At 68.5% G+C, this 13636-nt stretch carries 9 protein-coding genes; 1 reads left to right on the plus strand and 8 read right to left on the minus strand.

What is annotated here, in order from left to right:
* Positions 1–26: 26 nt before the first annotated feature.
* From mmsB to AB0K67_RS30210, 8 genes are all read right to left on the minus strand, one after another.
* Positions 27–1295 carry a multiple monosaccharide ABC transporter permease gene (gene mmsB / locus AB0K67_RS30175; protein ID WP_364067089.1) on the minus strand — a complete coding sequence of 423 codons (1269 nt, stop codon included), beginning with the start codon at positions 1293–1295 and terminating at the stop codon, positions 27–29.
* Between the two features lie 5 nt (positions 1296–1300).
* A complete protein-coding gene (gene mmsA, locus AB0K67_RS30180; protein ID WP_364067091.1) occupies positions 1301–2830 on the minus strand; it encodes a multiple monosaccharide ABC transporter ATP-binding protein in 1530 nt (509 codons plus the stop codon).
* 68 nt (positions 2831–2898) lie between these two features.
* On the minus strand, positions 2899–4008 hold the full coding sequence (gene chvE, locus AB0K67_RS30185; RefSeq protein ID WP_364067092.1) for a multiple monosaccharide ABC transporter substrate-binding protein: 1110 nt from the start codon (positions 4006–4008) through the stop codon (positions 2899–2901).
* 272 nt (positions 4009–4280) lie between these two features.
* Positions 4281–5276 (minus strand): galactofuranose ABC transporter, permease protein YjfF, encoded by a 996-nt coding sequence (gene yjfF / locus AB0K67_RS30190; protein ID WP_364067094.1) that lies wholly within the window; start codon positions 5274–5276, stop codon positions 4281–4283.
* On the minus strand, positions 5273–6313 hold the full coding sequence (locus tag AB0K67_RS30195; RefSeq protein ID WP_364067096.1) for an ABC transporter permease: 1041 nt from the start codon (positions 6311–6313) through the stop codon (positions 5273–5275). The genes yjfF and AB0K67_RS30195 overlap by 4 nt, the downstream gene beginning before the upstream one ends.
* Positions 6310–7821, minus strand: a complete 1512-nt coding sequence (locus tag AB0K67_RS30200) for a sugar ABC transporter ATP-binding protein (protein WP_364067098.1) — start codon at positions 7819–7821, stop codon at positions 6310–6312. The genes AB0K67_RS30195 and AB0K67_RS30200 overlap by 4 nt, the downstream gene beginning before the upstream one ends.
* Before the next feature lie 98 nt (positions 7822–7919).
* Positions 7920–8915: an ABC transporter substrate-binding protein gene (locus AB0K67_RS30205; protein WP_364067100.1), complete on the minus strand. Its 996-nt coding sequence runs from the start codon at positions 8913–8915 to the stop codon at positions 7920–7922.
* A 77-nt stretch (positions 8916–8992) separates the two neighbouring features.
* Positions 8993–10000, minus strand: coding sequence for a LacI family DNA-binding transcriptional regulator (locus AB0K67_RS30210; protein WP_364067206.1), 1008 nt, complete (start codon positions 9998–10000; stop codon positions 8993–8995).
* 229 nt (positions 10001–10229) lie between these two features.
* Here AB0K67_RS30210 and AB0K67_RS30215 point away from each other — a divergent pair, with 229 nt between their 5' ends.
* Positions 10230–13634, plus strand: a complete 3405-nt coding sequence (locus AB0K67_RS30215) for an alpha-L-arabinofuranosidase C-terminal domain-containing protein (RefSeq protein ID WP_364067102.1) — start codon at positions 10230–10232, stop codon at positions 13632–13634.
* Positions 13635–13636: the final 2 nt, after the last annotated feature.

The raw sequence follows: 13636 nt of genomic DNA on the forward strand, positions 1-13636 counted from the left end.
CTTGGTGGCGGGCTCCCCATGAGCTCTCAGCGTCCTGCGGCACCCGCCCTGCGCTTGGTCCAGACGTCGAACGCGACGGCCGCGAGCAGCACCGCGCCCTTGACGAGCATGACCCGCTCGCTCGGGGAGCCGATCAGCGACATGCCGTTGTTGATGACCGCCATGATCAGGCCGCCGGTGATGGCGCCGACCACCTTGCCGACGCCGCCTTGCACGGCCGCGCCGCCGATGAACGCCGCGGCGATCGCGTCGAGCTCGAAGCTGTTGCCCGCGGTCGGGCCCGCCTGGTTGAGCCGGCCGGCGAAGATGATGCCGGCGATGGCCGACAGCACGCCCATGTTCACGAAGATCCAGAACACGACGGACTTGACCTTCACGCCGGACATGATCGCGGCCTGGAGGTTGCCGCCGATGGCGTAGATCTGCCGGCCGAAGACCGTGCGGTTGGCCATCAGCGAGTAGCCCAGCACGAGGATCGCCAGCAGCACGAGCACCCACGGCAGGTTCTTGAACCGGGCGAGCTGCACCACCAGGAACAGGATGATCGCGGCGCCCGCCGCCATCTTCAGCACGAACAGCGCCATGGGCTCGACGGCCTGGCCGTAACCCTTGCGCGCGCTCCTGGTGCGCCACTGCGCGGCGACCATGCCGGCGATCGCGACGATGCCGATGAGCAGGCTGAACAGGTCGGCGCCGCCGAGCGGGCCGAGGCCGATGTTGCCGAGGTAGCCGTCGGTGAAGCCGTTGGCCAGCGTACGGACCTGGTCGGGGAACGGCCCGATGCCCTGGTTGCCGAGGACGGTCAGCGTCAGCGCGCGGAACAGCAGCATGCCGGCCAGCGTCACGATGAACGCCGGGATCCCGAAGTACGCGATCCAGTAGCCCTGCCAGGCTCCGATGAGCGCGCCCGCCACCAGCGTGGCGAGCAGGGCCAGCGGCCACGGCCAGCCCATGTTGACCATGAGCACCGCGGCCAGAGCTCCCGTGACCGCCACCACCGAGCCGACCGACAGGTCGATGTGCCCGGCGATGATGATCAGGATCATCCCGATCGCGAGGATCAGGACGTAGGAGTTCTGGACGATGATGTTGGAGATGTTCTGCGGCTGGAGCAGCGCGCCGTCGGTGAGCACCGAGAACAGCACGATGATGAGCGCGAAGGCGATGTAGATGCCGCTCGATCGCAGGTTGAGCGATACGCCGCCGAGCGACACCCGGCCCGGCTGCCTGGGCGCCTTTCCTCCTTCGCCCGCGGCTCCGGCCTCACGCAGGCCGGTGGGCGTGATGCTGCTCATGGGAGCTACTCCTGTCCCTTGGTCATGAGATACATGAGGCTTTCCTGGGTGGCCTCCTGGCGGGGCACCTCTCCGGTGATGCGTCCTTCGGAGAGCGTGTAGATGCGGTCGCACAGGCCGAGCAGCTCGGGCAGCTCAGAGGAGATCACCAGAATGGCCTTGCCCTGGTCGGCCAGCCTGTTGATGATCGTGTAGATCTCGTACTTGGCGCCGACGTCGATGCCCCGGGTGGGCTCGTCGAGGATGAGCACGTCCGGCTCGGTCATGATCCACTTCGACAGCACGACCTTCTGCTGGTTGCCGCCGCTGAGCTGGCCCACGATGCTGTCCACACTCGGGGCCTTGATGTTCATGCTCTTGTGGAACTCCTCGGCGACCCGGTACTCCTCGTTCTCGTTCACCCAGCCGCGCTTGGCCAGGCTCTTGAGCCCGGCGGCGCTGATGTTGGTCTTGATGTCCTGGATGAGGTTGAGCCCGTAGCGCTTGCGGTCCTCGGAGGCGTAGGCGATGCCGTGGCTGATCGCGTCCTGGACGTTGCGGATCTCGACCGGCTTGCCGTCTTTGAAGATCTTGCCGGAGATGTGCACCCCGTACGTGCGGCCGAAGACGCTCATCGCCAGCTCGGTGCGCCCGGCGCCCATGAGCCCCGCGAGCCCGACGATCTCGCCGCGCCGCAGCATGAGCGAGGCGCCGTCGACCACCTTGCGGTCCGGCTGGGCCGGGCTGTAGACCGTCCAGTCCTCGATGCGCAGCGCCTCGTCGCCGATCTTCGGCTCGTGCGGCGGGAAGCGGTTGTCGAGCGCGCGGCCCACCATGCCCGCGATGATGCGGTCCTCGGTGACGTTGTCGGTGGCCATGTCCAGCGTCTCGATCGTGCGCCCGTCGCGGATGATCGTGACGGAGTCGGCGATCGCGATCACCTCGTTGAGCTTGTGCGAGATGATCACGCAGGTGATGCCCTCGTCGCGCAGCCCGCGCAGCAGGTCCAGCAGGTGGGCCGAGTCGTCGTCGTTGAGCGCCGCGGTGGGCTCGTCGAGGATGAGCAGCTTCACCTTCTTCGACAGCGCCTTGGCGATCTCGACGAGCTGCTGCTTGCCCACGCCGATGTCGGAGATCGTCGTGGTCGGGTTCTCGCGCAGGCCGACCCGCTTCATCAGCTCGGCGGCCTCGTAGTTGGTGCGGTTCCAGTCGATGAAGCCGCGGGTGGCGCGCTCGTTGCCGAGGAAGATGTTCTCGGCGATCGACAGCTGCGGGCTGAGCGCCAGCTCCTGGTGGATGATGACGATGCCGGCGTGCTCGCTGTCGCGGATGCCGCCGAACTCGCAGCGCTTGCCCTCGAAGGTGATCTCGCCCTCGTAGGTGCCGTGCGGGTAGACGCCCGACAGCACCTTCATCAGCGTCGACTTGCCGGCGCCGTTCTCGCCGCAGATGGCGTGGATCTCACCCCTGCGCACCGACAGGTTGACGTCCTGGAGCGCTTTGACGCCCGGGAACGTCTTGGTGATCCCGCTCATCTGCAAGATGTGCTCGGTCATATGCCCCTCGCGTTCAGGGATACCGCCCCGGGGACGTCATCGAGACGCCGTCCCCGGGGCACGGTCCCTTACTTGAGCTGGTCCTCGGTGTAGTAGCCGCTGCCGACGATGACGTCCTTGTAGTTGCTCTTGTCGACGATCACCGGGTCGAGCAGGTACGAGGGCACGACCTTGTTGCCGTTGTCGTAGTCCTTGGTGTTGTTCACCTCGGGCTGCTGGCCCTTGAGCACGGCGTCGGCCATCTTGACCGTCTGCTCGGCGAGCTTGCGGGTGTCCTTGAAGATCGTGGAGTACTGCTCGTCGGCGATGATCGACTTCACCGACTGCAGCTCGGCGTCCTGGCCGGTCACGATCGGGTACGGCTTGCTGTAGCCGGAGCTCTTCAGCGCCGACAGGATGCCGATGGACAGGCCGTCGTACGGCGAGAGCACGCCGTCGACCTTGGTGCCGCCGGTGTAGGTGCTGGTGATGATGTCCTCCATGCGCTTCTGCGCCGTGGCGGGGTCCCACCGCAGGATGGCGGCCTGCTTGAAGTCGGTCTGGCCGCTCTTGACCACCAGCGTGCCGTCGTCGATCTTCGGCTGGAGCACCGACATCGCGCCGTTCCAGAAGAACGTGGCGTTGTTGTCGTCGGGCGAGCCGGCGAAGAGCTCGACGTTGAACGGGCCCTTCTTGCCGTCCTCGACGCCGAGGCCCTTGAGCAGCGACGTCGCCTGCTGCACGCCGACCTTGAAGTTGTCGAAGGTCGCGTAGTAGTCGACGTTCGGGCTGTTGCGGATCAGCCGGTCGTAGGCGATGACCGGGATGTTGGCGTCGGCCGCCTGCTGGAGCTGCGAAGTGATGGCCGTACCGTCGATCGAGGCGATGATCAGGAGCTTGGCGCCCTTGGTGATCTGGTTCTCGATCTGGTTGGCCTGCGTCGGGATGTCGTTCTCCGCGTACTGGAGGTCGACCTTGTAACCGAGCTGCTCGAGCTGCTTCTTGACGTTGTCACCGTCGTGGATCCAGCGCTCGGATGACTTGGTGGGCATCGTGACGCCGATCAGGGCGCCCGCGTTGCCGGCGGCGGCCGAAGCCGATGTCTCGGCGTCGATGGTCTTCGTGCTCGATCCACACGCCGTCATGGTCGCGGCGAGCGCGATGGCCGACACCACGCCCCCGATTCGTCCCAACCTCATGAGTGTCCCTTTCCATGGGGGTCGCGGCAGCGCTGGAACGCGGCTGCTGCCGGATAAAGTAAGGAGATCCGTCCGTAGAACCGGACGAACCACAACAAAGCACACACCTGCTTCGCCCGATTGTTATCGCTAACAACGACCATGTCAACGCCCGGGCATAACCTGATGGTAACTTTCCAGTCGATTGCGCGAGCCGCCCGCCTCCCCTCTGACCAGGCGTGACACCCGTCGGAGCGGGCAAATGGGCAGGTTTCTTACCGGTTACCAGCGTTTCACCTCCGCGTCCGCACCGAGAACAGCCGCTGCAGGAGGATGAAGACGAAGAGCAGTGCGCCGATGACGATCTTCGTCCACCACGACGACAGCGTCCCTTCGAAGCTCAGAATCGTCTGGATCAGGCCGAGCACGAGCACGCCGAGCACCGTCCCCAGCAGGAACCCGCTGCCGCCCGTCAGCAGCGTGCCGCCGATGACCACCGCCGCGATCGCGTCGAGCTCCATGCCCGCGGCGTGCTGCCCGTAACCGGAGAGCATGTAGAACGTCAGCAGCACCCCGCCCAGGGCCGAGCAGAACCCGCTGATCGTGTAGACCATGATCTTCGTACGGCCCACCGGCAGCCCCATGAGGATCGCCGACTGCTCGTTGCCGCCCGTCGCGTAGACCGACCGGCCGAAGCGGGTGTAGTGCAGCACGTACGCCGCCACCGCGACCACCACGGCAGCGATCACCACGCTCGGCGAGATCCACAGATCGGCGAACAGATCGATCCTGGCCTGCGCGAACGCCGTGAACGTGGCGTCGCGGATGGGGATCGAGTCGGTGCCGATCGTGTAGCACAGGCCCCGCGCCAGGAACATGCCCGCCAGCGTCACGATGAACGGCTGGATGTCGAAGGCCTGCACGATGTAGCCCATCACCAGCCCGAGCGCCGAGCCGATGAGCAGCACCAGCGGCACCACCAGGTACGGCGGCCACCCGGGCCCCTCCATGAGGCTGGCCGCGATCATCGTCGACAGCGCCACCACCGAGCCGACCGACAGGTCGATGCCGCCGGTCAGGATCACGAACGTCATCCCGACGGCCACCACCAGCAGGAACGCGTTGTCGATGAAGACGTTCAAGATGACCTGCCCGTGGGCGAAGCCCTCGTAGCGGATGCCGCCCGCCACGAACATCGCCACGAACAGGCAGCCGGTCACCAGGACCGGCAGGTACTTCGACGGCACGGACACCCGCCCGAGCGCCGCCGTCCCGCTCATCGTGCTCATGACCTCACTCCGTCCGGCGCGCTCGTCTCCTCCTGTGCGGCTGGGGCCGGGACCGGGGGCGGCGCCGCACGCCCGCGCCCTCGCCCGCGCAGCACCTTCGCACGGAACGACGGCGACTGGATGAGGCAGACCGCCGTCACCACCAGCGCCTTGAACAGCAGCGTCGTCTCCGGCGGCACGCCGATCGAGTAGATCGTGGTGGTCAGCGACTGGATGATGAGCGCGCCCAGCACGGTGCCGCCGAGCGAGAAGCGCCCGCCGGCCAGCGAGGTGCCGCCGATCACCACGGCCAGGATCGCGTCGAGCTCGATCCACAGGCCGGCGTTGTTGCCGTCGGCGCTGGAGACGTTCGAGCTGATCATCAGGCCGGCGACGCCCGCGCACAGGGCGGCGAAGGCGTAGACCATGACGATGATCCCGCGCGACCTGATGCCGGCGAGCCTGCTCGCCTCGGCGTTGCCGCCCACCGACTCGATGAGCACGCCCAGCGCCAGCCTCCTCGTCAGAAACGCGGTGATGGCCAGCACGACCGCCACGATGATGATGCCGGACGGCAGGGCCAGCCAGTAGCCGGCGCCGATCTCCTTGTACGCCGGGCTGTTGACGGTGATGATCTGCCCGTCGGTGATGAGCTGGGCGAGCCCGCGCCCGGCCACCATGAGGATCAGCGTGGCGATGATCGGCTGGATGCCGATGCCGGCCACCAGGAACCCGTTCCACAGCCCGAGCACCAGGCACAGGCCGAGCGCCAGCGCAACGGCGGTGAACACGCTCGCGTCCCCGCTGATCAGCAGGCAGGCCAGCGCGCCCGAGATCGCCACCACCGAGCCCACCGACAGGTCGATGCCGCCGGTCGCGATGACCAGCGTCATGCCGAGCGCGACCAGGATGAGCGGCGCGCCGAAGCGCAGGATGTCGATGAGGCTGCCGTAGAGGTGGCCGTCCTTGACCTCGATCGAGAAGAAGCCGGGCGTGAAGAACACGTTCAGCGCCAGCAGCGCGATGAGCACCGCGATCGGCCAGATCAGGCGTCTCATGAGGTCCGCCCTCCGCTCGCGATCGTCTCCATCAGCACGTCGGTGGTCAGGCCGGCGTCGTTGGGCAGCTCGGCCACCAGCCGCCGGTCGCGCAGCACCTCGACCTTGTGGCTGAGCCGCAGCACCTCCTCAAGCTCGGCCGAGATGAACAGCACCGCCATCCCGCCGCCGGACAGCTCGGCCACCAGGCGCTGGATCTCGGTCTTCGCGCCGACGTCGATGCCGCGGGTGGGCTCGTCCAGGATGAGCAGCCTGGGCTCCAGGATCAGCCACCTGGCCAGCACCACCTTCTGCTGGTTGCCGCCGCTGAGGTCGCGTACCAGGTGGTCGGGGTTGGGCGGGCTGATCTTGAGCGCCTCGATGTACTTCCTGACCAGCTCGTCCTGCTGGTCGCGGGGCACCGGCCTGGTCCAGCCCCGGGTGGCCTGGAGCGCGAGGATGATGTTCTCGCGCACGGTGAGGTCGGGGATCAGCCCGTCGGCCTTGCGGTTCTCCGAGCAGAAGGCGATCTTGTGGTTCATCGCCGCGCGCGGCGTGCGCAGCGAGGCGGGCCGGCCGCCGATCGCGATCTCGCCGGTGCTCGCGTGGTCCGCGCCGAACAGCAGCCGGGCGATCTCCGTACGGCCGGAGCCGAGCAGCCCGGCCAGCCCCACCACCTCTCCCTCGTGGATGGTCAGGCTGAACGGCTCGATCGCCCCGGTGCGGCCGAGGTCGCGCGCCTCGACCAGCGGCCGCTCCGCCACCTCGGAGGCGCCGTGCAGCCGCTCCAGCGCGGCCAGCTCCTTGCCGATCATCTTCGCGACCAGCTCGACCTGCGGCAGCTCGCGGGTGGCGTACTCGCCGACCAGCCGGCCGTTGCGCAGGATCGTCATGCGGTCGGAGATCTCGTAGATCTGGTCGAGGAAGTGCGAGACGAACAGGATCGCGATGCCCTCGTCCTTCAGCCGCCGCATCACCCTGAACAGCTGCCGCACCTCGTCGGCGTCCAGGCTGGAGGTCGGCTCGTCCAGGATCAGCACCTTCGCGTCGATGTCGATGGCCCGCGCGATCGCCACCATCTGCTGCACGGCCAGCGAGTACGACGACAGCGGCGCGGCCACGTCGAGATCGAGCTCAAGGCGCGCCAGCAGCTCGCCCGCGCGGGCCCGCATGCGCCGCCAGTCGATGCGGCCCAGGCGGCGCGGCTCCCTGCCGAGCAGGATGTTCTCGGCGACGGACAGGTTCGTGCAGAGATTCACCTCCTGGTAGACCGTGCTGATGCCGGCCTGCTGCGCCTCCAGCGGGCTGCCGAACGCCACGGGCCTGCCGTCCAGCTCGATGGTGCCCGCGTCGGCGGCGTACACGCCGGTGAGCACCTTGATCAGGGTGGACTTGCCCGCTCCGTTCTCGCCCATCAGCGCGTGCACCTCGCCGGGCAGCAGCCGCAGGTTCACGCCGTCCAGGGCCGTCACCCCCGGAAACCTCTTGCCGATCCCGCTCATCGTCAGGACCGGCGCGGGTACGGCCATGTGCCTTTCCCCTTCCGTGGATTTTTCCGTGCATGAGGGGCGGCCCGGACGCCTGCGCCGGGCCGCCGCTCCTCGTCGTCACGCCCTGCGGCGCCCGGTCAGTACTGGCGGCTGGGCAGCGCTTCCTTGGCCTGTTCCTGGGTGAAGGTGGTCTCCTCGGTCACCACCCTGGGCGGCACCTGCTCGCCCGCCACGATCTTCTTGGCCAGGTCCATGAGCTGCGGGCCGAGCAGCGGCGAGCACTCGACGATGAAATTGATCTTGCCGTCGGCGAGCGCCTGCATGCCGTCGCGCACCGCGTCCACGGTGATGATCTTGATGTCCTCGCCGGGCTTCTTGCCCGCGCCCTCGATGGCCTCGATGGCGCCGAGCCCCATGTCGTCGTTGTGCGCGTAGAGGACGTCGATGTCCGGGTGGGCCTTCAGGAAGGCCTCCATGACCTCCTTGCCCTTGGCCCGGGTGAAGTCGCCGGTCTGCGAGGCGATGATCTTGAACTTGGGGTCCTTCCCGATGACCTCGGCGAAGCCGGCCTTGCGGTCGTTGGCCGGGGCCGAGCCGGTCGTGCCCTGCAGCTCGACGATGTTGACGGTCTCGTCGGAGTCCTTGTACTCCTCGACCAGCCACTGACCGGCCTTCCTGCCCTCCTCGACGAAGTCCGAGCCGAGGAAGCTCTTGTAGAGCGAGGTGTCCTGGGAGTCCACCGCGCGGTCGGTCAGGATGACCGGGATGTTCGCCCTCTTGGCCTCGTTCAGCACCGGGTCCCAGCCCGACTCCACCACCGGGGAGAAGGCGATGACGTCCACCCGCTGCTGGATGAACGAGCGGATCGCCTTGATCTGGTTCTCCTGTTTCTGCTGGGCGTCGGAGAACTTGAGCTCAATGCCCGCCGCCTGTGCCGCCTCCTGCACGGACTTGGTGTTGGCGGTACGCCAGCCGCTCTCCGCGCCGACCTGGGAGAAGCCCATGACGATCGCGTCGTCCTTCCCGCCACCGGCGCCTGCGTCGCCACCGGTGCCGCCGCCCTCGCTGCCGCAGGACGTCACCGCGAGCGCGGTGAGCCCGGCGAGCATCAGCGCCGAGATCCTCTTGAACACGTGGGGGGGTTTCCTTCCTGGTGTGAGCGCTAACACCCCGGCTCGGGGGGCAGCGCGTCCTGCCTTGCCGCGGCGGCTCAGGCCACGGGGGCCGTACTGGCCCTGGCCACGAACGAGGGCGGCACCACCAGCCGCTCCCGCCCGTCGTGGCCGCCTTCGAGCTGCCGTATCAGCACCTCGATGCCGTGCCTGCCCACCGCGTCGAAGTCCTGCCTGATGGTCGTGAGCGGCGGCGAGAAGTACGCCGACTCGGGGACGTCGTCGAAGCCGACCACGCTCACCTGCTCGGGCACTCTCACCCCCTGCTCGGTGAACGCCCGCAGCACGCCCAGCGCCATCTGGTCGTTGGCGACGAAGACCGCCGTGACGTTCCTCATGTGCGCCAGGCTGCGGCCCGCCTCGTATCCCGAGCGCGGGCTCCAGTCGCCGGCGAGCGGGCGCGGGACCTCCCGGCCCGCCTCCTCCAGCGCTGCCCGCCACCCGGCCAGGCGCCCCTCGGCCTCCAGCCAGTCGGAGGGGCCGCTGACGTGCCAGACCGTCTCGTGGCCGAGCGACAGCAGGTGCTCGGTGGCGAGCCTGCCGCCCGCGACCTGGTCGACGCAGACGACCGAGACGTCACCGGCCTGTCCGCCGCCGGCCTCGCCCCCGATCGCTCCCTCGACCGCGACGGCGGGCATGCCGGGCGGCAGGTCGGCCAGCGCCTCGGCGGCCGAGCGCTGCGGCGCGACCACCACGGCGCCGTCCACGCCCTGCTCGGCCAGGTAGTCGAGGGCGTCGCGGACGCCGGCCCGGTCGATCGAGGTGAGGCTGACGACGCTGACGAAGTAGCCGGCCGCCCTGGCCGCCTGCTCGATGCCGTAGACGGTGCTGGCCGGGCCGTACAGGGTGGTGTCGAAGCTGACCACGCCGAGCGTCCTCGAGTGCTTGGTGACCAGGGCGCGGGCGACGAGGTTGCGGCGGTAGCCGAGCTTGTCGATGGCCTGGAGCACCCGCGTACGGGTCTCGCTGCGGACGTTCGGATGGCCGTTGAGCACGCGCGAAACCGTCTGATGCGACACGCCGGCCTCCTTGGCCACGTCGGCCATGACCGGCGGGCGGCGCCCCAGGGTGGATCTCACAGCCGTGCTCCTTTCCTGGCTTGGCCCCGACTGTGAACGCTCACAATCACTCCCGTCAAGGGCTCGCCGGATTACGGTCGGGTTACACAGCCGCCTCTTGACGCCCCTGGTCGGACGTCCTTAACTAATCGCCGATCGCAGTTGTTAACGCTCACTTATGTGTTAACGCTAACAACCCATGAGGAGCCCCCCGCTCATGTCGCGCATCGCCCTGTCGGCCCTGCTCGTGGCCGCCTCCCTGGTCGCACCGGCCCGCGCCCCGGCCGATCCCGCCCCCGATCCGATCCCCGACGGCGCGATCGTGGACGAGTTCGACGGCACCACGCTCGGGCCCGACTGGAGCGTGCTCTCCCCCGACGACTCCCGCTGGAGCCTGTCCGGCGGCGCGTTACGCCTCGACACCTCGACCGGCGACACGCACCAGGCCACCAACAACGCCAGGAACCTGTTCCTCGTGGACGTCCCCGACGGCGACTTCGAGGTGGTGACCAAGCTCAGCGCCCCCGTGGCGCTCGACTACCAGAGCGCGGGCCTGCTGGCCTGGCAGGACTGGGACAACTACGTGCGCGCGGGCCTCGCCCACGTGGGCTTCGCGGGCGGCCCGGTGATCGAGACGGCCACCGAGGTCGGGGCGGCCTTCACCGCGCAGTTCGCGGCCAGGCCCGGCTCAAGCGCGGAGATACTCAAGCTGGCCAGGACCGGCGACGAGTTCGTCTCCTCGTACTGGGACGGCTCCGCCTGGGTGCAGGCGGCGAAGATGACCGCCCGGCTGTCGGTCGGGCAGGTCGGGCTGTTCGGGCTCTCGGCCCAGAACGGCACCTCCATGCGGGTGGGCTTCGAATACTTCGCGATCAAGGCGGCTCCCGGCCGGGCGGTGGTGCCGGAGGGGACGTTCACGCTGCGGGCTCCGGCGCTGCCGTACCTGAGCGCGGACCGCTCGGGCACGGTGCGCGCCTCGGCGTCGGCGGACATGACGAGCCTCGCCTTCACCGCCGAGCCGAGCGGCGACGGCGTGAAGCTCAAGGAGTCCGGCGGCACGTATCTGGAGGCCGCGGCCAAGCTGCGGCTGAGCGGGAAGGGCTCGGTCTTCCGGCTCACCGACGCGGGCGGCGGCAAGGTCAGGCTCGCCTCGGGCGATCAGGCCGTCGCCGTCAAGGGCGGCGCGCTCGTGATGGCGGCGCCCGGTGAGGCCGCGAAGTTCCGGATCGAGCGCTACAGCACGGGCGAGCTCACCGTGGACACCCGGGCCAAGGGCACCAAGGTCAGCCCCGACCTGTACGGCGTCTTCTACGAGGACATCAACCACGCCGCCGACGGCGGCCTGTACGCCGAGCTGGTGCAGAACCGCTCGTTCGAGTTCAATTCCATCGACGAGCCCGGCTACACGGGCCTGACCGCCTGGAGCAAGGCAGAGCGCGGCGCCACCGCCACGCTGACCGTCTCCGGCGAAGAGCCGCTCAACTCCAACAACCGCAACTACCTGCGGCTCGACGTGACCGGCGGGGGCACGGCCGGGGTGAGCAACGCCGGGTTCAACCGCGGCGTGCCGCTGAAGGCCGGCGAGCGCTACGACCTGTCGCTGTGGGCCAGGCGGGCCGAGCCCGCCACGCTCACGGTGACGGTCGAGGACGGCACGAAGGTGCTGGGCCGGGCCACTGTGCGCGTCAAGGCGGGCGGCTGGGCCAAGTACCGCGCGTCGTTCACCGCCTCGGCCACCACCGACGCCGGGCGGCTCGTCGTCCAGGCGCCCGCCGGGCGCACCGACCTCGACATGGTCTCGCTGTTCCCGCGCAAGACGTTCAAGGGGCACGGGATGCGCGCCGACCTGGCCGAGCTGATCGCCGATCTCAAGCCGAGCTTCCTGCGCTTCCCCGGCGGCTGCGTGACGAACGTCGGCACCTACGACCCGTACGCGGAGACCGGCGACCGGCGCCGCATCTACCAGTGGAAGGAGACGATCGGCCCGGTCGAGGAGCGGCCCACCAACTTCAACTTCTGGGGCTACAACCAGAGCTACGGCATCGGCTACTACGAGTACTTCCAGTTCGCCGAGGACATCGGGGCCAAGCCGCTGCCGGTGCTGTCGGTGGGCGTGAACGGCTGCGGCGAGAACCGCCCGCTGACCGACGAGGCCAAGCTGGCCCGCTGGGTGCAGGACACGCTCGACCTGATCGAGTTCGCCAACGGCCCCGTCACCTCCACCTGGGGCAAGAAGCGGGCCGAGATGGGGCATCCGAAGCCCTTCGGCCTTGAGTACATCGGGCTCGGCAACGAGGAGATCTACGAGGAGTTCTTCACCAACTATCCGAAGTTCGCCGATGCCATCAGGGTGAAGCATCCGGAAATTAAGATCATCTCGAACGCCGGGCAGACCTCGCAGGGCGCCTGGTTCGACCGGATGTGGCAGTTCGCCCGCGACCAGAAGGCCGACCTGGTCGACGAGCACTACTACAACAACCCCGACTGGTTCCTCGCCAACAACCGCCGCTACGACTCCTACGACCGCGAGGGGCCGAAGGTGTTCGTGGGCGAGTACGCCTCCCGGGGCAACACCTTCTACAACGCGCTCAGCGAGGCGTCGTACCTGACGGGCATCGAGCGCAACTCCGACGTGGTCCGGCTCGCGTCGTACGCGCCGCTGCTCGCCAACGTGGACTATGTGGACTGGACGCCCGACCTCATCTGGTTCGACAACGACGAGGCGTACGGCTCGCCCAGCTACCACGTGCAGCGGCTGTTCTCCACGAACGTCGGTGACCGGATCGTGCCCAGCAGGTTCGAGGGCGAGCCCAGGCCGGTCGAGGACATCAAGGGCGCCGTCGGGCTGGGCGCGTGGAACACCGCCGTCCGCTACGACGACGTCAAGGTCACCGCGGCCGACGGCACCGTGCTGCTGGATGACGACTTCTCGGCGGGCGCGGACCGCTGGTCGCCCGGCCTCGGCACCTGGGCCGTCGAGGACGGCGCGTACGTGCAGACCGCCCAAGTCGAGGACGCCCGCTCCACGGCGGGCTCGGCCGACTGGTCGAACTACACGATTGAGGTGACGGCACGCAAGACCGCCGGGGCCGAGGGCTTCCTGCTCATGTTCGGGGTCCGCGACAGCGGCAACTTCTACTGGTGGAACGTCGGCGGCTGGAACAACACCCAGTCCGCCGTCGAGAAGGCCGTGGGCGGCGGTAAGTCGTCGATCGCCACGTCGCCGACCACCGTCGAGACCGGCCGCGACTACCGGCTGAAGGTGCAGGTCAGCGGGCGCACGATCACGACCTGGCTGGACGGCGAGAAGATCAACGAGTTCGTCGACGACTCCCGGGTCGAGCCGCTGTACCAGGTGGTCTCCAGGGACGGGAAGACGATCACGCTCAAGGTCGTCAACGCCCAGGACGGCGCCGTACGCGCGAGCGTGGACCTCGGCACGGCCCGGCTGCGCCCGTCGGCCACCGTGACGTCGCTGACCGGAGAGCCGTCCGACGTCAACTCGATCTCCGACCCCGATCGCATCTCGCCGCGGCGGCAGCGGGTGAACGGCTTCTCCTCGGCCTTCACCTACGACTTCCCGGCATACTCGGTGACGTTCATCGAGCTCAGCGAGCGGTGAGA

The sequence above is a fragment of the Nonomuraea sp. NPDC052634 genome, from assembly GCF_040678535.1.
GTDB classification, from domain to species: Bacteria; Actinomycetota; Actinomycetes; order Streptosporangiales; family Streptosporangiaceae; genus Nonomuraea; species Nonomuraea fastidiosa.